Raw genomic sequence first — 19,579 nt, 5'->3', positions numbered from 1 at the left:
ATCTTGCGCGGGCCCTCCCTGGCTCTGGTCAGGGGGTGCCCCTGCCCGAGGCTCGCAGGCTGCGGGTGATCCCCCAAGCTCTTCGAGCAGGGAGGTACCCCCATGGCTGGTCGCGCCCACGCGGCGGAGCCGCACATGAACACAGCCCCGCGCCCCTTACGGGGCGCGTCACGCGGTGCCCTGCCAGGCTTCGGCGCCGAAGGCGCCCTTCACGTCGGAGGCGATGCTGGTGGCGTTCACCGTGGTGTGCAGGGCGTAGACGGTGGTCTTCCGGGCGCCGCGGACGGTGAGGTGGACCGGGCTGTCGCCCGGGTGCTCGATGAGGATCCGCTTGAGTTCGTGCACGGTCTGCTCGGTGATCCGGTGGGCGGGGAGGGCGAGCCGGACCGGTGGTCTGCCGCCGTGTTCGGCTGCGGAGACGTCCAGCACGGTCAGCTCTGCGCCGAAGATGTTGAGGGTGCCGTCACGCTCTTCGATCCTGCCCCTGACGGAGACGACGTCGTCCTCGGCCAGCGCATGCTCCACGAGCCGGTAGGCGGCCGGAAAGAACAGAACCTCGATACCGGCGTCCCGGTCCGCGAGGTTCACAAGAGCCCAGGCGTTGCCCTGTTTGGTCACCTTGCGCTGGACACCGGTGATCAGCCCGCAGAGCCGTACGTCCCCGGCGGTGCGGCCGGAGGCGAGGAGATCGGTGATGGAGCAGTCCCGCGCGCCGGCCAGGATGTGCTCGGCGCCGTCCAGGGGGTGGGCCGACACATACAGACCCAGCATCTCCCGTTCGGTCGCCAGCAGTTGCCGGCGCGGCCACTCCGCGGCATCGACGGGGAAGTCCAGGCCGAAGGACGGTCCGTCGTGCTCCGCCTCGCGCAGTTCCGCAAAGAGGTCGTCCTGCCCGAAACCGGCCGCCTTCTTCACCGGGATGACCGCGTCGACGGCTTCCTCGTGGACGGCGGTCAGCCCCTTACGGGAGTGCCCCAGCGAGTCGAAGGCGCCCGCCTTGATCAGTGACTCCACGGCCCGCTTGTTCAGCGCGGGCAGATCGACCTTGTGCAGGAAGTCGGCGAAGGAGGTGAACTTCCCCTTCCGGCGGCGCGCGTCGACGACGGCCTCGATGACGCTGTCGCCGACGTTGCGCACGGAGCGCAGCCCGAAGCGTACGTTGTCGCCGACAGCGGTGAACTCGGCGACGGACTCGTTCACGTCGGGCTGGAGGACGCGGACGCCGTTCCGGCGGGCGTCGGCGAGATAGACCGCGGCCTTGTCCTTGTCGTCGCCCACCGAGGTGAGCAGCGCCGCCATGTACTCGGCCGGGTAGTTCGCCTTCAGATAGGCGGTCCAGTACGAGACGAGTCCGTAGCCGGCGGTGTGGGACTTGTTGAAGGCGTAGCCGGAGAACGGCAGCATCACATCCCAGAGGGCTTTGATCGCCTCGTCGGAGTAGCCGCCCTCCTTCATGCCGCCGTGGAACTTCTCCCACTCGGCAGCCAGTACCTCCGGCTTCTTCTTGCCCATGGCGCGGCGCAGCATGTCCGCGCCGCCCAGCGTGTAGCCGGCCAGCTGCCGGGCGATGGCCATGATCTGTTCCTGGTAGACCAGCAGATGGTGGGTGGAGCCCAGGATCGGCTCCAGCGCTTCTTCGAGCTCGGGATGGACCGGGGTCGGTGCCTGCTTGCCGTTCTGCCGCAGTGCGTAGTTGGTGTGTGCGTTGGCGGCCATCGGGCCGGGCCGGTAGAGGGCGTTGGCCGCGGCGATGTCCTCGAATCGGGTGGGTTCCATCAGTTTCAGCAGCGCCCGCATACCGCCGCTGTCGAGCTGGAAGACGCCGAGCGTGTTGGCCTCGGCCAGCAGCCGGTAGGTCCTGGCGTCGTCCAGCGGGATGACGACGGTGGCCGGATCGCCGTCCATGGGGTCGACGGTGGCCAGCTTCAGGCCCCGGTTCTCCCGGATGTTCTCGATGGCCTGGTCGATGACGCCCAGGTTCCGCAGCCCCAGGAAGTCCATCTTGACCAGGCCCATGGCCTCGCACGACGGATAGTCGAAGCCGGTGATCCGCGCGCCGTCCGCGGCGCGCATGTGCAGCGGGATCCGGTCGGTCAGCCGCGTCTTGGACAGGATCACCGCGGCGGCGTGCACACCGGTGCCGCGGGTCAGCCCCTCCACACCCCGGGCGGTGTCGATCACCCGCCGCACGTCCGGTTCGCTCTCGTACAGCCGGCGGATCTCAGCGGCCTCGGCGTACCGGGGATGGGAGGGGGTGAAGAGGACGTCCAACGGCGCCGACTTGCCGTTCTGGTCGGGCGGCAGCGCCTTGGTGATCCGCTCGCCGTGGGAGAACGGATAGCCAAGGATGCGTGCGGAGTCCTTGATCGCGTTCTTGGCCTTGATCTTGCCGAAGGTGTTGACCAGCGCTGTGTACTCGTCCCCGTACTTGTCGATGACGTAACGGACCATGCGGTCCCGCTGGCGGTCGTCGAAGTCGAGGTCGATGTCCGGGGGGTTGATCCGCTCGGGGTTCAGGAACCGTTCGAAGAGCAGCCCGTGCTCAAGGGGGCACAGCTCGGTGATGCGGGTGGCGTAGGCCACGAGGGAGCCGGTGGCCGAGCCGCGGCCCGGACCGAGCGGGATCTTCTCCTCGCTCTCGCGGGCGAAGCGGCAGATGTCCGCCACGACGAGGAAGTATGAGCTGAAGCCCATCGGGCCGATGACTGCCATCTCCGTCTCGAACCGCTCCAGGACGTGCGGCGGAACCGGGTCCCCGTAGCGCATCGCCAGGCCCTTGAGGACTTCCTTGCGCAGCCACGACTCCTGGGTCTCCCCCTCCGGCACGTCCGGGAACCGCGGCATCTCGTCGACGTGGTCGAAGACCTCGTCGTAGGACTCGACACGCTCGGCGATCAGCAGCGTGTTGTCGCAGGCTGCCGGGAGCTCCGCGAAGAGGCTGCGCATCTCGGCGGCCGACTTCAGGTAGTAGCCGGAGCCGTTGAAGCGGAAGCGGCGTGGGTCGTCCTTGTTCTTGCCCACCCCGATGCACAGCAGGTTGTCGTGGGCTTCGGCCTGGTCCTCGGTGACGTAGTGCGCGTCGTTCGTGGCCAGCAGCGGGATGTTCAGCTCCCGGGCGAGGCGCAGCAGGCCGTCGCGGACGTCGCGTTCGATGTCCAGACCGTGGTCCATCAGCTCCAGGAAGTAGTTCTCCCGGCCGAAGATCTCCTGGTAGGCCGCAGCGGCGGCCTTCGCCTCGGCGTACTGGTCCAGCCGCAGCCGGGTCTGGATCTCCCCGGAGGGGCAGCCGGTGGTGGCGATGACGCCCTCCGGCCGCTGGGCGATCAGCTCGCGGTCCATGCGCGGCTTGCCGGCCGGGAACTGGCCCTCGTAGCTGGCCTCGGTGCTGAGCCGGAACAGGTTGCGCAAGCCCTGGGCGTTCCGCGCCCACATGGTCATGTGCGTGAAGCGGCCGCCGCCGGAGACGTCCTTCGAGCCCTCCCCGTCCGCGCTGACAGCGCGGCGGCCACCTGGTCCCCAGAACTCCTGCTTCCGGGAGAACCGGGAGGAAGGGGCCACGTACGCCTCGATGCCGATGATCGGCCTGATGCCCTCGAAGTCCTTCGCGACCTGCGCGAATTCGTAGGCTCCGAACATGTTCCCGTGGTCGCTCATGGCGATCGCGGGCATCCGCTGCCGGGCCACCTCGCCGAACATCGGCCTCAGCTTCTGCGCGCCGTCCAGCATGGAGTACTCGGTGTGGTTGTGCAGATGGACGAAGGAGTCCGGCACAGGGGAGTCACCTCCTGAGTTGTACAACCGTGGGTTGTCCGGGAGTGGGGCCGCTGCGGTTCGCGACCATCAAAGAGGCATGTGGAGTGCCGAATCAAACAACTGGCGCGCCGTCGAGTAACAACCTCGCGTTGTGCGGTTAGGCTGGCTGCCGTGGATCTCAATGCCGTACGCACATTTGTCGCGGTCGCCGACGCCGGGCAGTTCCAGAAGGCCGCCGTGGACCTCTCGCTCACCCAGCAGGCCGTCTCCAAGCGCATCGCCGCGCTGGAGCGGGACACCGGGGTACGGCTGCTCACCCGCACGGCGCGCGGCGCGGAACTCACCATCGACGGGCAGGTGTTCCTGCCCCACGCCCGCGCCCTGCTGGACGCCGAGAAGCGGGCCGGGGACGCCGTACGGCCCGGCAGCCGCCCACTGCGCGTGGACGTCCTGCAACGCAGGGTCTCGACGGCCGGACTGGTGCGGGACTTCCACCGCGCGCACCCCGAGATCCCCCTCGACATCGTGACGCTGTACGGGGCCGAGAAGGCCCTCGCCGCCCTCCGGGACGGCACCATCGACGCCACGTTCCGCGCCGTCACCGCGCCGGGACAGCGGATCCCCGACGGCATCGACGCCGTACATGTCCTCGACGAGCCCATGTTCCTGTGCACCGGCCCCGACCACCCGCTCGCGAACGCCGTCGCGGTGACCCCCGCCCAGCTCGCCGGGCACCGGCTCTGGATGCCCGGCAACGACCCCGGAACCGAATGGGCCGCGTACTACGACGCCCTTGCCGCCACTTTCGGGCTGACCATCGACACCATCGGCCCCAACTTCGGCGTCGACGCGCTACTCGAATCGGTCGAGGGTTCCTCGACGGTGGCGACCTTCCTCAGCGAGCGGACCCCGCTCGTCTGGCCCGCCGGCTACGACCTGCGGCGCATCCCCTTGCGCGACCCCACCCCGGTCTACCCGCACTCGCTGCTCTGGCGCGCCGACAACCCGCACCCCGCGCTCACCGAGCTCCGCGACCACCTCACCTCCGCGCAGCTCCGCCGTCCCACCGCCGAGACCTGGCGACCGAGCTGGGCCCGGCCCGCCGAAGCGACCGACCGCTGAGCAGGACGAGGACCACCACGCGGAGCGCCGAGTTCGTGCCCGATTACGGGCAGGAATCTGGCGGTTTGCAGAACCGAGGTTCTACAGTCCCCTGCTGTGATCGATTTCTCCGAACTGTGGGGCTTCACTCTGATCGTGGGGCTGCTCACCCTCACACCGGGCCTGGACACCGCTCTCATACTGCGCACCGCCGCGCTCGGCCACCGTCGGTGTGCCTGGGGAGTTGTCCTCGGTATCCAGACCGGGACCCTGACCTGGGGGCTGTTGACCTCCCTGGGCATCACTGCCTTGTTGACCGCCTCCCATTTCGCTTACACGCTGCTGCGCTGGGCGGGCGCCGCCTATCTGGTGTGGATGGGCGCTCGCATGCTCTGGGCCGCGCGCCGCCGCCCGGCCGCGGTGGGTTCGCCGGGACCGGGCGATGACGACGCGGACCGGGCCCAGGCCGGTGCCGCGGTCGCTCCGACAAGTTCTCGGCTTCGCTCGAACAGGGGGTACACCCTTCGCGGCGGCTGGCGCCAGGGCGCGCTGACCAATCTCCTCAATCCCAAGGTGGGCGCCTTCTACGTCGCCGTCCTCCCCCAGTTCGTCCCAGCGGGCGCCTCCCAACTCGCCATGGGCGTACTGCTCTCGCTGATCCATGTCGTGCTCGGCGTGCTCTGGTCGTTCCTGCTGATCGGCTGCGCGCGCATGCTGCGCGACTACCTACGACGCGATTCGGCCCGGTGCATGCTCGACCGGGTCGCCGGGACGGTGATCGGCGCGTTCGGTCTCCGGCTCGCGCTCAGCGACTGAGCGCCCCTCACGTCGTGGCCGGCCGCGCAGTTGCCCGCGCATCGGGGCGTGGACCCGTTTCCGCGCCCCTGATCAGCCGGACAGGCTCCGGTGCCTCCGCTCCGTTTCCCAGACGGTGCCGCGCGCCTCGTACTCCAGCATCATCTCCAGCCCGTTCGCGGCCTCGGAGCCCAGCTCGCGCTTGACCAGCCAGAGCCCGAGCTCCAGGCCGGAGGTGACGCCCTGGGCCGTCACGAGATCACCGTCGTCGACGACCCGGGCCGGGGTGAGGATGCCCCCGTCCTTCTCCAGGTCCTTGAGGGCACCCCGGTGCGTGGTGCAACGGCGGCCCTCCACCAGCCCGGCCGCCGACAGCAGCAGCGCCCCCGTACACAGCGAACTGAGCGTCAGCCCCTTGCGCGGAGCCGCTGCAAGGGCGCGCGGCAGCGTGCCGCGTTTGATTTCGGCCCAGATGCCGGGACCGTCCTTACGCGTGTAGCCCCCGCCCGGCACCACGATCAGCTCCGCCTCGCGCGGTGCCCAGCGCCGGGTGACCTGTACCTCGGTGCCGTACGCACAGCGCACGGTGCCGGTCTCACCGGCCGTGACGAGACCGACGTCCATCTTCCGCGTGCCGCTGAGCATCCCGGCGGCCGAGAACACCTCGTACGGACCGGCGAAGTCCTGCTCCTCCACGCCGTCGAACATCACGATGTGGACGCGGAACGGCCGCGTGCTTCTGCCGCCGGGCCCGCCACCCCGCTCGCCGACGCTCTCCTGCGCGCCGGCGGACGTGGTGCTCAACACTCCGTGAGCCAGCGCTCCGGCTCCCACAGCCGTCGTCCGGCGCAGCATGTCTCGCCGTTCCATCACCCTGTACCTCCCTGGCAGTTCGCGATCAGGACGGCTTCACCCTGGCAAGTGGGGGACGGATGCGGCAGCAGCGATCGTGACCGGTCCCGATAGGTTCCTGCCATGCACGCTGTGGCTGTCCTGGCACCGGGTGGCGTTGTCGGTTTCGATCTGACCGCCGCCTGCCAGGCGTTCGCCCTCGCGCGGCTGCCGGACGGCAGTCGGCCGTACCAGTTGCTGGTGTGCGGCAACTCCCCCGTCATCAGCACGGCTGCCGGGGAGCGCTGCTTCGAACTACGCCCCGCGCACCCGCTGAAGGCCGCCCTTGCCGCGGACACGATCGTGGTTCCGGGTGTGGCGGACGATGTGCGTCCGGAGGGCGAGGTGCTGGAGCTGCTGCGGTCGGCCGCCCACCGGCGTATCCGGGTGGCGTCGATCTGCACGGGCGCCTTCCTGCTGGCCGAGGCGGGACTGCTGGACGGTGCGGCGGCGACGACGCACTGGCTGGCCGTCGACCGGCTCGCCCGGGAACATCCGGCGGTCCGCGTGGACCCGGGCGTGCTGTTCGTGGACAACGGCCAGATCCTCAGCTCGGCGGGCGTCGCGGCGGGTCTCGATCTGTGCCTGCACCTCATCAGCCGCGATCACGGCGCGGCGGTCGCAGCGGAGGCGGCACGCTCCCTGGTCGTACCGCAGCGGCGCAAGGGCACCATGGCCCAGCTCGTGCCTCGACCCGGCCCCCGTACGGACCGTTGCGACGACGATCCGCTGCCCGCGACCCTGGACTGGCTCCACCGCAATCTGCACCGCCCTCTCACCCTTACCGACATCGCCCGTCAGGCAGGGATGAGCGTGCGTCATCTGCACCGCAGGTTCCGTGCCTCGACCGGGACGACGCCGCTGCGCTGGCTGCTGTGGGCCCGTATGGAACGCGCCCGCGAACTGCTGGAGACCACCGATCTGCCGGTCGAGCGCCTCGCCGACATCACCGGCTTCGGCTCCGCGGTATCGCTGCGCGCCCACTTCCGCCGGCGCCTCGGCACCACCCCCACGGCCTACCGCCGCAGCTTCCGGGAGGGCACGCGTCAGCCTCTTCCCGTCCGGAGCGCCTGAGCGTCGTGCGGTGGGTGCTGCGGAGTACGGCTCGTCACCCCCTACTGGTACGGCAGTGCAGGGAACGTCGGGTCTTCCTCGGGGTGGATCTCCTTCGGGCCTCTGGCGTAGTGGAAGCAGAACTCGACCGGCTCCTCGAAGCTGATCGCCGGCAAGGGGTCGGCGCCCGGCATGGGTTCGACGGGGGCGAGGACGTAGCGATGGCGCGTGACCTCGTCCAGCGGTTCGGCCGGTTCCGCCGAGGCGAACGTCAGAGAGCCGGCGCTGTCATCGGGCGTGCCTTGTACGCTCCACCGCGCGTGCAGTTCCAGGACTCCTGGTTCCGGGCACCGCCAGCGCAGCCGCGTGACGGACAGCGCGCCGACGTTGAACCATGCGCTCCAGCCCTGCCCATCGCCGAGAAGCCCGAGTTCGGAGGCTTCCATCACCCCGTAGGCGAACGGGACGCTGCTCCAGTGGCCTACCAGTTGGTCATCCAGTTCCATTTCTGGATTCTCCATCCTCCGCGACGGCGTCAGGGGGTGGGGGGCTCGGGCGCCGGCCGGGAGACTTCCCGTAACGTGACGAGGCCTGGAAAGGAGTCGATCGGATGGCCGAACTGCGGGCTGTGGACTTCTGGTTCGACCCCGTCTGTCCGTACACGTGGCTCACCTCACGGTGGCTGGTGGAGGTGACCAGGGTGCGGCCGGTGACCGTCCGCTGGCGGGTGATGAGTCTCTCCGTACTCAACGAGCACCGGGACGACAACCCGGAAGGCGAGTGGGAGGACTACATGTGGGCACCGGTGCGGGTGTGCGCCGCGGTGGAAGAGCGGTTCGGCCACCGGGCGCTGGGTGACCTCTTCACCGCGCTGGGCACGCGCTTCCATCTCCACGGCGACTGGGGGCTCGACGGAGCCCTCGCCGACGCCGGGCTGCCGCAGGAGATCGCCGAGGTGGCCGGGTCCACCGCCTACGACGGGGCGATCCGCTCGTCCCACGCCCAGGCCGTCGCCCTGGTCGGCACCGAGGTCGGCACCCCGGTGCTCTCGGTCGCCGGGGAGGACGGTGAACGGGTCGGCTTCTTCGGTCCGGTCGTCTCCCCCGCCCCTACCGGGGAGACGGCCGGACGGCTGTGGGACGGATTCCTGCTGCTGGCCGGTGTGCCGGGCTTCTACGAGGTCAAACGCAGCCGCACGGAAGAGCCCCGCTTCGGCAACCGGTGAACCCGGGCGGTCACAGCCTCAGTTCAGCAGTTCCCGGGCCAGCGCTTCGCTCCACCACTGCTCGACATGCCCGGGTGACCAGCCGCGTTCGGCGATGAGCACGGTGTAGACGTCGATGTTGCACAGAGCCGCGTAGATGTCCACGGCGGCCCGCACATCCAGGCCCTCCCGGAGAACACCGGCCGGCCATGACGAGAACACCTGGACGCGGGTGTCGTCGGCGCGTGCGCGTCCGTCGCGGTAGAGCGCCGCCAGCTCCGGTTCGGTGCGCCCCGCTTCCCGGATCAGCGAGATGATGTCGCCGGCACGCTCGAACAGCCGCCGGTCGTAGGCGGCCATCGCGGTCAACTGGGCAGCGGGGTCCGCCTCCGGCACCTCCAACTCCGCGAGCAGTTGCGACACATCGGCCGACAGGTCCGCCGCGTCGGCCAGCGCACGGGTCAGCCCTGCCTTGTTGCCGTATGCCGCGTAGACGGTCGGCACGGAGACCCCCGCCTCGCGTGCCAAGTCCCGCACGGTCGTCGCCGCCCAGCCCTGGGAGACGAACAGCCGGCGGGCGGCGCGGGCGATGTCCGCGCGGGTCTCCTGCGCCTGCGCCGTCCGGCGCAGCGAGTCGTAGCGGCGTCGGCCCGGCTCCGTACCCATGGGCTGTCCCCTATTCGCTTTACGGTGCTTATAGTGAATACATGATACGCCCGACCGTGATGAGCTTCTCCCGCCTCAGCGGCATCGCTGCCTTCGGTTTCGCCTTCCTTATCGTCATGAGCAACGTGATCGTGGCCCCCGCCGGTCTGCCGCGCACCGGCGCCGACATCGGCGAAGTCACCGCGTTCTTCAGCGCGGAGGGCGACCTGGTGGGCCTCGGCTCGGCCCTCACTCCCGCCGCCTGGGCACTTGCCACCCTGTTCGGAGCGGGCGCGGTCGCCGCGCTGCGACGCTCCGAGCGGGAACGGGGCGAGGCGTGGTCGCTGCTGGGGTTCGCCGGCATCCTCCTCCAGAACGCCGCCTTCGCCGCAGTCATCGCGATCCGCCTCGCCATCGCGTCGAGGACCTCGGACGACGCCGGTGCGACCTCGGGCCTCTGGGCGCTGCACGACGCGCTGTTCACCCTCAACGGCACGTTCCTGGCGCTCGCTCTCGTCGGCCTGTCCGTGGGCGGGCGGCGGGCCGGACTGATCCGGCCGTGGCTCGGCACCCTGGGACTGCTGTCGGCCACGCTGCTGTTCACCTCCGCCACCCTCGCTCCCCTGGTCATCGACCGCACCGGCCCCCTCGGCCTCCTCGGTCTGGGCGGCTGGCTCCTGTGGGTGGTGTGGCTCGGCGCGTACGGCACCACTCTGATCCGTCTGAAGCCGACCCCGCACTCGCCGCAGATCGCCTGACCGGCCGACGCACCCCGCGGCCCTCGCGGCGCGAGGGAAAGCGGCGCAGCAGCCCCTCGGCGCCGGTACGTGCAGCCGGACCGAGGGGCGCCTGCGTACGGCGTCGGCATGCACGCATACCCTGGCCCGGACCATCGCACGTCCGGAACGTCCAGGAGCGTTCATGAGCGCCACCGCGCAGGCCACTTCGTCCCGTACCGCTGTCGTCACCGGCGCGAGCAGCGGCATCGGCGCCGCCACCGCGCGCCGACTCGCGGCGTCCGGTTGTCGGGTCGTCCTCACAGCGCGCCGCGAGGAGCGCATCGCGGCCCTGGCAGCGGAGCTCACCGAGGCGGGGCACCAGGCCGAGGCGTACGCCCTGGACGTGACGGACCGGGCGGCGGTCGACGAGTTCGCCGGGCGGTTCGACACGCTGGAGGTCCTGGTGAACAACGCGGGCGGTGCGCTGGGGGCCGACCCGGTGGCCTCCGGCGACCCGGAGGACTGGCGGCAGATGTACGAGACCAACGTCATCGGCACCCTGCATGTCACCCAGGCCCTGCTGCCCGCGCTCACCGCGAGCGGCGACGGCACCGTCGTGGTGCTCTCCTCCACCGCGGGGCATGCGACGTACGAGGGCGGGGCCGGCTATGTCGCGGCGAAGCACGCACAGCACGTGCTGGCGGAGACCCTGCGGCTGGAGATCGTCGGCAGCCCGGTCCGCGTGATCGAGATCGCGCCCGGGATGGTGAAGACGGACGAGTTCGCACTGACCCGCTTCCGGGGGGACGAGGAGAAGGCGGCGAAGGTGTACGCGGGCGTGGCCGAGCCGCTGACCGCCGACGATGTCGCGGACACCATCGCCTGGACCGTCACCCGCCCCAGCCACGTCAACATCGACCTGCTGGTGGTCCGCCCCCGCGCGCAGGCGTCCAACACGAAGGTGTATCGGGAGGGGTGAGGCTCCGTCCTCGCGGGTTCTGGGTAGGGGGTGCCCCCTGTCTGACCGTCGCAGGCTGCGGGTTCTCCCCCAAGCTCTTCGAGCAGGGAGGTACCCCCCATGGCTGGTGGGGGCACCTCCCGGCCGGAGTCCCCCAGCCTCCGGCCGGGAGGTGCCCCCAGGGGAGCAGTTCCCCGCGCCCCTTCGGGGCGCAGCCTCTTCGCTTGCCGGCCCCCACGCCGGGTACGCGAGAGGCGCCGGACGCCCCTGAGTCCGGCCTCAGGGGCGGAGCCCCAGCCGCAGCATCACCTTCCCGCACCCGGCCGCCGGATCGGCCGCGACGGCGAGGGCATGGGCGGGAGCCGGCAGCCTTGCGGTGCCGCGCGCGGAGGGTCTACGGCAGATAGCGCGGGGGCCGCCAGGCGTCCAGCCGGTGCTCCACCGCGGCTCCCAGCGACAGGAGTTCGGCGTCCTGGTGGTCACCGGCCGTCAGCAGCAGGCCGACGGGCAGCCTGTGCACGGACCCGGCGGGCACCGAAAGCGACGGGTACCCGGCCACGGCCGCCGGGGTCGAGGACGGGATCACATCGTTGTCGCCCCGCGCACAGTCGGTCGTCCAGGCGGGCGGGTTCGTCGGCGCGGCAATGGCGTCCAGGTCGTGGCCGGCCATCGTCTCGTCGATGGAACGCCGTGAAAGATCCCGCAACTCGGCACGCATGGCCTTGTACTGCGGGTCGGTGGTGTCGGGCGCTGCGAGGGCCTGTTCGAAGAGTTCCTGACCGGCGAAGCAGGTCTGCTCCGCCGGGTGGCTGCGGTTGAATTCGATCAGCTCGGCGAGGTTCCGAGGACCGTTGCGGGTGGCGAGGTAGGCGTCGATGTCCCGGTGGAACTCGCTCAGCAGCGCCGGGAACTCCAGCTCGGCGAGCCGCTTCTGGTACGGCGGCGTCACCTCGACGACCTCGGCTCCCGCGCGGCGCAGCTTCTTCGCCGTACGGGTCATCACGGCGTCCACCTCCGGCCCGAGCGAGGGCAGCCGCCACAGGCCGATGCGTTTGCCGCGCAGGCCAGGGCGGCGTGTCGGTTCGCCTCGTGGGCCGTGCGCTTCGGCGAGGCGTGCAGTCTTGCCCTCGCTGAGCACCGACAGAGTGAGCGCGGCGTCGGTCACGTTGCGCGCCATGGGGCCCGCGGTGTCCTGCTCCGCGGAGATCGGCACCACGCCGGACCGGCTGACCACGCCGAGGCTGGGCTTGTGACCGACCACCCCGTTCATCCCGGCCGGGCACACGATCGAGCCGTCCGTCTCGGTGCCGATCGCCACCTGCGACAACGAGGCGGCGAGCGCGGCAGCCGAACCGGAGGACGACCCGCACGGATTCCGGTCCAGCTCGTACGGGTTGCGGGTCTGCCCGCCCACCGCCGACCATCCTGAAGTCGGCTTCGCCGCACGGAAGTTCGCCCACTCCGACAGATTGGTCTTCCCCAGGATCACAGCGCCCGCCTTCCGCAGCCGGGTCACCAGTGCTGCGTCACTGTCCGGTGGACTCCCGGCCAGCGCCAGCGACCCGGCCGTCGTCGGCAAGTCGCGGGTGCTCACGTTGTCCTTGAGCAGCACCGGAATGCCGTCGAGCGGGCCACGGGTCTCGCCGTGCCGGTGCCTGGCGTCGCTGGCAGCCGCCTGGCGCAGGGCCGTCGGGTCGGTGCGCAGCACGGCGTTGATCTTGGGATCGACGGCCTTGATCCGCCCCAGGTAGGCGCTGGTCAGTCGGGACGAGGTCAAGGCACCGTCCGCCATGCGGGCCTGCAGCTCCGGGATCGTCACCGTGTCGAGATCGATCCCCGGCAGCGTCACCGAACCGGCCGGTGACGACGCGCCGCCCTCGCCGGGGGATGCGGCTTCCGCGTACGGATCGGGCACTCCCGTCACCAGGGAGCCCGCGACAAGGACGGCAATCAGCGTGGCAACGCTTCTCTTCCCCATGGGAGTCAGCCGACTACATGCCGGAGCGCAGCACAAGAAGGCCGTAACGGCCACCGAGGAAGCCGCGGCCGACCGTTCCAGACCACTGTTACGGTCACCGCTTATGACTGAGCGGCTGCCTGAGTTCCCGTACCATCCCGACCCCGTCGCCACGGGCGCAGTTGTTCCGTCCGAGGTCGTCTGCGTCTGCTGCGGGCGGGCTCGCGGGTACAGCTACACGGGTCCGGTCTACGCGGTCGAGGACCTCAAGGGCCGGCTGTGCCCATGGTGCATCGCCGGCGGTGAGGTCGCGGAACGGTTCGACGCGCACTTCACGGCCGGGGCCTGCCTGGGCGAGGACGTGCCCCTTGAGATCTTCTCCGCGGTCGACAGACGCACTCCCGGCTTCTCAGCGTGGCAGGAGCCCCAGTGGTTCTTCCACTGCGGCGACGGCACCGCGTTCCTCGGCCGGGTCGGGGCCGCCGAACTCGCGGATCACCCCGAGGCGTTGGAGGCACTACGACAGGAGGCAAGCGGTTGGGGCCGCCCCTCGGACCAGGTCCAGCACTACGTTGACTCGCTGGACAAGGAGAACCCGCCCACGGCGTATCTCTTCCGGTGCCGGCACTGCGCGACCCGCCTCGCGTACTCCGACTTCACATAGTCGCCCCGAATGCGCCGCAAGGCGTACGGCAAGATGGTGGGCCGTGACCGATGACCAGCGCCCTCAGGCCGCCAACCAGCCGTACGCCCCTCCGTACGCCCCTCCGTCCGCGCACCCGCCGCCGCATCCGTACCCACAGCCGTACCCACAGCCGCCCCTCGTCCCGAACGAGGTGGGTGACGAGCGCCGCGGGCTCGCCGCCTTGATCGACGCCACGATCGCCTTCGTCGCCGGTCTCGGCCTCGCTTCCCGCCTCGCGGGCGACGAGAGCGTCGGTACCTTCTGGCGCTATGCCGTCGTGTGTGCCTTGGCGGTGTCCTTCGTCCACCAGGTGCTGGGTGCCGTGGTTTTCCGGGCAACGGTGGGCAAGTTTCTGCTCCTGACACGCGTGGTGCGCGAGGCGGACGCGGGACGCCCGCGCTTCTGGCAGGCCGTTCGCCGCTGGCTGCTCGGCCTGACCTGGCTGCCGATGCAGCCGCTGCGCTCGCTGATCGGCGCGGAGGGTGACCCTTACGAGGACGCCTGCGGGCTGCGGTACGTACGGAAGCGCGACCTGCGCCGCTGAGCGCCGCCGCGCCCTGTCGGGGACCGTACCGTCAGCTTGCGCGCCAGCCGGACCAGCGGGCGACCGCGATCTCCACGACCGGCCCTGCGGGCGGGCGGGTGCCGTACTGCTGTTGGTACTTCTCCGTCAGCAGGCGCACGTGCCGTGCGGAGGTCGGCGATTCGTCGGCAGCCGGCAGCACTGCGGCCGTTCCGTCGGCGCGGATCCACCACAGGAGGTCCCAGTCCTCGTCGTAGTTGTCGGCCAGGAGGCATACCCGGGGGTCGGCTTCGATGTTGGCGAGCCGCTTCAGCCGTCCCGCCCGCTTGGGCTTGTGATCGACGGCGAACACCACGGTGTCACCGGTCACGGCGAAGACCACGGGGACCAGGTGCGGGCGGCCGGCGCCGTCGGTGGTCGCGAGGTGGGCGATCCGGGCCCCGGCGAAGCGCTCCCGCGCCTGGCCTCCCGTCATGTTCGGCACTGCTGCCCCCGGCGGCTCATCGGTAGCGTCCGGCGACGTCGGCAAGCTTGTCGAGGTAGGACAGCGTGTCGGATTCCGGCATGGTCGGCAGGTAGAACAACAGCCGCTCCACATCGAGCTGCGTGTACTGCTCGATGACCTCCGGCTTCTTCGACACCGCGTAGACGGTCACCGGGACGTCGCGGCCCGCGATGCTCCGCATCCGGTCGATCTGCGGCCCCAGTTCTCCGGGCGGCACACTGTTGGCCAGCCAGGCGTCGCCGAGGGCCGCCACCCGGGGGAAGGCGCCCTCACCGCCGCCCACGTAGAGGGGCGGGTGGGGACGCTGGACCGGCTTGGGCCAGGAGTAGACGGGGTCGAAGTCGACGAACTCCCCGTGGAACTCGGCCTTGTCCGCGGTCCACAGCTCACGCATGGCCCGGAGCCTCTCGTCCACGAGACGCCCTCTGGTGCGCGGGTCCGTGCCGTGGTTCTCCATCTCCTCCCTGTTCCAGCCGACGCCAACCCCGAAGACGGCCCGCCCGCCGGAGACCAGGTCCAGGGACGCCACCGCCTTGGCCGTGGTGATCGGGTCCCGCTGAGCCACCAGCGCGACACCGGTGCCCAGCAGCAGCCGCTCGGTCACCGCTGCCGCCGCACTGAGCGCCACGAACGGGTCGAGCGTGCGATAGTAGATGTCCGGCAGATCGCCGCCGCCCGGGTACGGCGTGCGACGGGCCACCGGGACGTGCGTGTGCTCGGCGATGAGCAAGGAGTCCAGTCCCCGCTCCTCGACAGCACGCCCCAACGCGGCCGGCGCGATGCCCTGGTCGGTGATGAAGGTCGAGACACCGAACTTCACAGCGGCTCCTCCGGTTCGGGATCGGTCGTTCCGGGGCGCTTCCGGAACGGTTTCACGGCCCCTGCCGAGGTACCCCGCTCCGGTGCGGGAGAACATTCCCTGCGTCCGAACGGCGTACGGACCGCCGACGCCGCCGCGCGGTGGCCCGTCTCAGCTCGCGGGACGCCGGGCGAGGAAGTCCCGGATGTCGCGGTCGAGATGGTCCGCCGTCCCGGAAGCTGTGCCGGAAGCTGTGCCGGAGAGGGAGGAGACGATGACTGCGAGCTCCTCAGCCAGATCCGGGAAGAGCTTCCACGCCTCCGTCGGCCGCCGCAGAACGGCACTGAGCAGGTCGCCGTCGTAGTACCTGGCCTCGGCCAACGGATCCTGGCGCAGTACCTGGAGTGCCAGCGGCAGGACGAAGGGCAGGCCGACGTTCTGCAGCGTCAAGGTGCGCAGATCCTCGACGGTGAGCGCGGCCAGTCTCTTCTTCCGCAGGGCGTGCACGTTCTTGACGAGGGCCGTGGTGTCGGGCGGCGGGTCCGGCCACGGTGTCCCCTCCAGTTCGTCGAGGGTGCGGTCCAGATGGAGCAGGCGGCTCATCTCGGTGCTGATCCTCTTCCGCGACGTACCGGCTACGCGAAGCGCGCGGGGTCGCCCGCGCCCGTTCGTACGATCTCGGCGCCACCGCCGGAGAAGTCCACGACGGTGGTCGGCTCGGTGCCGCAGTCGCCCGAGTCGACCACCGCGTCCACCACGTGGTCGAGCCGCTCCTTGATCTCCCAGCCCTGGGTCATCGGTTCCTCCTCGTCCGGCAGGAGAAGGGTGCTGGACAGCAGCGGCTCACCGAGTTCGGCCAGCAGCGCCTGAGCGACCACGTGTGCGGGGATGCGGACTCCGACCGTCTTCTTCTTCGGGTGCAGCAGCTTGCGGGGCACCTCCTTCGTCGCGGGGAGGATGAAGGTGTAGCGGCCGGGCGTGGCCGCCTTGATCGCGCGGAACACGTCGTTGTCGACGTGCACGAACTGGCCGAGCTGCGCGAAGTTCTGGCATACGAGCGTGAAGTGGTGCCGCTCGTCGAGGTTCCGGATGGACCGGATACGGGACATACCGTCCCGGCTGCCCAGCCGGCACCCCAGAGCGAAACAGGAGTCTGTCGGATACGCGATGAGTGCGTCTGCCCGGATGCTGTCGACCACGGTGCTGATGGTGCGCCGCTGCGGGTTCTCAGGGTGCACGTCGAAGTACTTCGCCATCCGCCGAGCCTATGGCTTGCCCGCCGAGCTTGCGTACCCGGCATGGGAGACGCGCCCCGAAGGGGCGCGGGGAACTGCGCGACAAACCACAACGCACCCGCAGACCGCCAGCGACGGGAAGGGGCACCCCCTTACCGGGCCAACGGAGGGGGCCGCGACGGCATGCGGCTACCGGCCGTCGCCCTCGCGAAGCGCCCTCGGCGCACGGTCGAGCAAAAAATCCGCCGCGCGGGCGCGAACCTCGGCCCGCGTCCGCCCCGGGTAATCGGCGGCGATGAAGTGCTCGCCGATCGCCACGCAGAAGGCGAGCATGCTGCGGGCCTCGACCTCGTCGGGGTCGGAGCAGAAGGTACCGATCATCTCGCGCAGCAGCGCCATGCGCCGGTTGTCCACCCGGCGCAGGCGTTCGGCGACCGCTTCGTCGCGCCGGGCCCAGTCGCGGATCGCGAGGTCGATGGGCAGCAGGCGGTCGTCGGAGAAGGTGAGCATGCCGGCGCGCTGGATCTTCGTCTTCGGGTCGCCGCCCTCGCGCTCGACACGGTCGATGACCTCGTCGGTGCTTTCCCGCTCCCAGGTGTCCAGCATCGCCTCCAGCAGTGCGTCACGGTCGGCGAAGTACCCGTAGAACCCGCCCTTGGTGACGCCGAGCGACTTGGCCAGCGCCTCGACGCGGACGGCATCCGGACCGCCGCCGGCGGCCAGCGCCCGCAGCCCTTCCTCGATCCACCTGTCCCGCGGCGTGCGTACAGCGCCCACGATGTGTCCCACCTCACCTCTCGCCCCGTATACGCCTCCGTATATACGGCGCTAGCCTTCATTTATACGCCATCGTATAACTGATTCGGAGGCAGAGAGATGACCGCTGGATTCATCGCCTTCCACTACCCGCGCCCCGAGCACTTCGAGGAGTTCGTCGGCCGGACGCACCAAGTGAAGGAGTTCCTCCAGTCGAAGGCGGGCTTCTTGTCCGCCGACATCTGGGCCACCACCGACGGCGACGCCGTCATCACCTCCGCCCGGTTCGAGTCCGAGGAAGCCCTGGGCGCCGCACTCGCCGCGGCTCGCGAACTGGGCTCGATCGCCGGCTTCGACGAGCGCGAGTACAAGCCCCGCGAGATCTTCACCGTCCGCGCGAGATGACGACCGGCGGTGCAACCACCGCCGTCACAACGGGGTCCGGAGCCCCGGGAGTCCTGGTAGCCTCGCCGCCGCACGGGGGATGTGCGGAATAGCGATAGGCGACCGGGATATCGAACAGGAGGGGCTCCGTGCCTTCCCCGACGGGTGAGTTCCACGTCTTCTTCGAGCGGCACCACACCGAATTCGCCCGCCTGGCCTACCTCTTGCTCGGCGACGCGGAAGAGGCGGACGATCTCACCGCGGACGCCTTCGTCGCGCTCTGGCACCGGTGGGACCGGGTGCGCACCGCCGACCACCCGGCCGCGTACGCCCGCGGAGTGGTCACCAACCTCGCGCGCAGCCATATGCGTACCCGCTCCCGTGAACGGCGCAGGGTCGCGCTGTTCTGGTCCCGGCACCAGGAGCCCGCCGAGGGCCCCGACGTGCCCGCCGTGGTGGATGTGCGGGAGGCGCTGGCCCTGCTGCCGTTCCGCAGACGCGCATGCGTGGTGCTGCGGCACGCCTTCGACGTCTCGGAACGGGATACGGCGCGCATCCTGGGGATCTCGACCGGCACGGTGAAGAGCCAGGCGTCGCGCGGAATGGCCGAGTTAGCCCGGCTGCTGGAGCCCGCGGAGCAGGGTACGGACCGTAGCGTGGATGCCGTACTGGCGCTGCGCGGAAGAAGGACGGGACGGTACACCTGATGAACGTGCGCGAAGAGTCGGCGGAGTCCGAGGCGGAGCAGCGACTCGGCGCCCGGCTGCGCGCCGCTGCCGACGCCCATCAGCCGGACCGCGCACGGATGCTCGACCGGATCGCGCGCGGCACCCAGGACTCCGGGACCCGGCAGCGGCAACGCCGCGGCCCGGCACCGCACCGGTGGGCCTGGCCACAGGCGGCAGCGGCGGTCGGCGCCGTCGTCATGGTGCTCGGTATCGGCGGCGCGACCGCGCTGTGGGCACAGCATGAAGACAGGCACCTCGCCGGGGACGAACCGTCTCCGACGGTGCGCACATCGGCCGGTCCCGCCGGGACCGAGGGGAACGGGGGGTCCGGCGGGACCGGCAGGACCGACAGGCTGCCGGCGGCCGACGGGCCGCTGCGGTCGAGCGGTTCGGTCGCCGAGGGGGGCAACGACTACTGGTCGCAGACCGAGGTCACCGTCCGGTCCGAGAAACGGCTCACCGCGCTGACCGTGGAGCTGCGGATCTCGGAGAGCTCACCACTGAGCTCAACCGGCTCCTGGCGCACCCGCCCCTCCCGGGACTTCGACGTCGACGTACGGCACTCCGGGGGCACGCTCGTCTACCGCTGGACGCTCAAGAAGGGCCACACCGTGCCGCCCGGCAGGCATGTCTTCGCCGGGCAGTTCGACCACGGCTCCGGCAAACGGAGCACGGACGACGACAGTTACACGGCCTCGGCCACTGCCGCCGGCCGCGCGTACGCGGTAGGCGGCGGGATCGGGTAGTCGAACCCCGCGTGTGCCCGGCCGCCGGTGCGGCCCAATCATGCGCATCGTGCATCGACCGGCGCGATCCGGTCTTGGACGGCATGACTCCCGGCACGGCAGGCTGCTGGCCGAACCGGGGGACCGAGGACACCAGCACCTG

Annotated in this window: 21 protein-coding genes; 11 read left to right on the top strand and 10 right to left on the bottom strand. The window is 70.5% G+C overall.

Annotated features, from left to right (window positions below; translation table 11 throughout):
• Positions 1 to 168: 168 nt before the first annotated feature.
• Positions 169 to 3,771: a DNA polymerase III subunit alpha gene (dnaE, locus tag ACTWQF_RS20080; protein ID WP_443280948.1), complete on the bottom strand. Its 3,603-nt coding sequence runs from the start codon at positions 3,769 to 3,771 to the stop codon at positions 169 to 171.
• 153 nt (positions 3,772 to 3,924) lie between these two features.
• On the opposite strand from dnaE, the gene ACTWQF_RS20075 reads away from it, so the two are divergent.
• Together ACTWQF_RS20075 and ACTWQF_RS20070 are read left to right on the top strand one after the other, a co-directional pair.
• Complete coding sequence (locus ACTWQF_RS20075; RefSeq protein WP_443280947.1) at positions 3,925 to 4,875, top strand: LysR family transcriptional regulator; 951 nt, start codon at positions 3,925 to 3,927, stop codon at positions 4,873 to 4,875.
• 96 nt (positions 4,876 to 4,971) lie between these two features.
• Positions 4,972 to 5,670 carry a LysE family translocator gene (locus tag ACTWQF_RS20070; protein ID WP_443280946.1) on the top strand — a complete coding sequence of 233 codons (699 nt, stop codon included), beginning with the start codon at positions 4,972 to 4,974 and terminating at the stop codon, positions 5,668 to 5,670.
• A gap of 72 nt (positions 5,671 to 5,742) precedes the next feature.
• Here the strand turns inward: ACTWQF_RS20070 and ACTWQF_RS20065 are convergent, their stop codons facing one another.
• Entirely contained in the window at positions 5,743 to 6,519 is a 777-nt protein-coding gene (locus ACTWQF_RS20065) for a DJ-1/PfpI family protein (RefSeq protein ID WP_443280945.1), read from the bottom strand.
• A gap of 105 nt (positions 6,520 to 6,624) precedes the next feature.
• On the opposite strand from ACTWQF_RS20065, the gene ACTWQF_RS20060 reads away from it, so the two are divergent.
• The gene (locus ACTWQF_RS20060; protein ID WP_443280944.1) at positions 6,625 to 7,614 is read left to right on the top strand and encodes a GlxA family transcriptional regulator; all 990 of its coding nucleotides are present in this window, start codon (positions 6,625 to 6,627) and stop codon (positions 7,612 to 7,614) included.
• Between the two features lie 41 nt (positions 7,615 to 7,655).
• Here the strand turns inward: ACTWQF_RS20060 and ACTWQF_RS20055 are convergent, their stop codons facing one another.
• On the bottom strand, positions 7,656 to 8,099 hold the full coding sequence (locus ACTWQF_RS20055) for a hypothetical protein (protein WP_443280943.1): 444 nt from the start codon (positions 8,097 to 8,099) through the stop codon (positions 7,656 to 7,658).
• A gap of 104 nt (positions 8,100 to 8,203) precedes the next feature.
• Here ACTWQF_RS20055 and ACTWQF_RS20050 point away from each other — a divergent pair, with 104 nt between their 5' ends.
• Entirely contained in the window at positions 8,204 to 8,818 is a 615-nt protein-coding gene (locus tag ACTWQF_RS20050; protein WP_443280942.1) for a mycothiol-dependent nitroreductase Rv2466c family protein, read from the top strand.
• A gap of 18 nt (positions 8,819 to 8,836) precedes the next feature.
• Here the strand turns inward: ACTWQF_RS20050 and ACTWQF_RS20045 are convergent, their stop codons facing one another.
• Positions 8,837 to 9,463: a TetR/AcrR family transcriptional regulator gene (locus tag ACTWQF_RS20045; RefSeq protein ID WP_443280941.1), complete on the bottom strand. Its 627-nt coding sequence runs from the start codon at positions 9,461 to 9,463 to the stop codon at positions 8,837 to 8,839.
• Positions 9,464 to 9,504: 41 nt separating this feature from the next.
• Between ACTWQF_RS20045 and ACTWQF_RS20040 the strand changes: the two genes are divergently transcribed.
• On the top strand, positions 9,505 to 10,200 hold the full coding sequence (locus tag ACTWQF_RS20040; RefSeq protein WP_443280940.1) for a 2-oxoglutarate/malate transporter: 696 nt from the start codon (positions 9,505 to 9,507) through the stop codon (positions 10,198 to 10,200).
• A gap of 163 nt (positions 10,201 to 10,363) precedes the next feature.
• Positions 10,364 to 11,140, top strand: coding sequence for an SDR family NAD(P)-dependent oxidoreductase (locus ACTWQF_RS20035; RefSeq protein WP_443280939.1), 777 nt, complete (start codon positions 10,364 to 10,366; stop codon positions 11,138 to 11,140).
• Positions 11,141 to 11,513: 373 nt separating this feature from the next.
• On the opposite strand, the gene ACTWQF_RS20030 is transcribed toward ACTWQF_RS20035, so the two are convergent.
• Complete coding sequence (locus ACTWQF_RS20030; protein ID WP_443280938.1) at positions 11,514 to 13,097, bottom strand: amidase; 1,584 nt, start codon at positions 13,095 to 13,097, stop codon at positions 11,514 to 11,516.
• Positions 13,098 to 13,200: 103 nt separating this feature from the next.
• On the opposite strand from ACTWQF_RS20030, the gene ACTWQF_RS20025 reads away from it, so the two are divergent.
• Both ACTWQF_RS20025 and ACTWQF_RS20020 read left to right on the top strand, forming a co-directional pair.
• On the top strand, positions 13,201 to 13,740 hold the full coding sequence (locus ACTWQF_RS20025; RefSeq protein WP_443280937.1) for a CbrC family protein: 540 nt from the start codon (positions 13,201 to 13,203) through the stop codon (positions 13,738 to 13,740).
• Positions 13,741 to 13,783: 43 nt separating this feature from the next.
• Entirely contained in the window at positions 13,784 to 14,305 is a 522-nt protein-coding gene (locus ACTWQF_RS20020; RefSeq protein WP_443280936.1) for an RDD family protein, read from the top strand.
• A gap of 31 nt (positions 14,306 to 14,336) precedes the next feature.
• On the opposite strand, the gene ACTWQF_RS20015 is transcribed toward ACTWQF_RS20020, so the two are convergent.
• The 5 genes from ACTWQF_RS20015 to ACTWQF_RS19995 form a co-directional block, all read right to left on the bottom strand.
• Positions 14,337 to 14,768: a TIGR03668 family PPOX class F420-dependent oxidoreductase gene (locus tag ACTWQF_RS20015; RefSeq protein WP_443280935.1), complete on the bottom strand. Its 432-nt coding sequence runs from the start codon at positions 14,766 to 14,768 to the stop codon at positions 14,337 to 14,339.
• A 16-nt stretch (positions 14,769 to 14,784) separates the two neighbouring features.
• Positions 14,785 to 15,609, bottom strand: coding sequence for an LLM class F420-dependent oxidoreductase (locus ACTWQF_RS20010; protein ID WP_443280934.1), 825 nt, complete (start codon positions 15,607 to 15,609; stop codon positions 14,785 to 14,787).
• A 150-nt stretch (positions 15,610 to 15,759) separates the two neighbouring features.
• Entirely contained in the window at positions 15,760 to 16,191 is a 432-nt protein-coding gene (locus tag ACTWQF_RS20005; protein WP_443280933.1) for a contact-dependent growth inhibition system immunity protein, read from the bottom strand.
• 32 nt (positions 16,192 to 16,223) lie between these two features.
• Positions 16,224 to 16,844 (bottom strand): L-threonylcarbamoyladenylate synthase, encoded by a 621-nt coding sequence (locus tag ACTWQF_RS20000; protein WP_443246971.1) that lies wholly within the window; start codon positions 16,842 to 16,844, stop codon positions 16,224 to 16,226.
• Between the two features lie 168 nt (positions 16,845 to 17,012).
• Positions 17,013 to 17,600 carry a TetR/AcrR family transcriptional regulator gene (locus ACTWQF_RS19995; RefSeq protein WP_443280932.1) on the bottom strand — a complete coding sequence of 196 codons (588 nt, stop codon included), beginning with the start codon at positions 17,598 to 17,600 and terminating at the stop codon, positions 17,013 to 17,015.
• Between the two features lie 99 nt (positions 17,601 to 17,699).
• Here ACTWQF_RS19995 and ACTWQF_RS19990 point away from each other — a divergent pair, with 99 nt between their 5' ends.
• From ACTWQF_RS19990 to ACTWQF_RS19980, 3 genes are all read left to right on the top strand, one after another.
• Complete coding sequence (locus ACTWQF_RS19990; protein ID WP_443280931.1) at positions 17,700 to 17,984, top strand: antibiotic biosynthesis monooxygenase; 285 nt, start codon at positions 17,700 to 17,702, stop codon at positions 17,982 to 17,984.
• Positions 17,985 to 18,112: 128 nt separating this feature from the next.
• Positions 18,113 to 18,670: a SigE family RNA polymerase sigma factor gene (locus ACTWQF_RS19985; protein WP_443280930.1), complete on the top strand. Its 558-nt coding sequence runs from the start codon at positions 18,113 to 18,115 to the stop codon at positions 18,668 to 18,670.
• On the top strand, positions 18,670 to 19,437 hold the full coding sequence (locus tag ACTWQF_RS19980; RefSeq protein ID WP_443280929.1) for a hypothetical protein: 768 nt from the start codon (positions 18,670 to 18,672) through the stop codon (positions 19,435 to 19,437). Before ACTWQF_RS19985 ends, ACTWQF_RS19980 begins: the two co-directional genes overlap by 1 nt.
• The last annotated feature ends 142 nt before the right edge of the window (positions 19,438 to 19,579 follow it).

It is taken from the genome of Streptomyces sp. 8N114 (genome assembly GCF_052245835.1).
In the GTDB taxonomy this organism is placed as follows: Bacteria; Actinomycetota; Actinomycetes; order Streptomycetales; family Streptomycetaceae; genus Streptomyces.
This window is presented reverse-complemented; position numbering and strand designations above follow the sequence as displayed.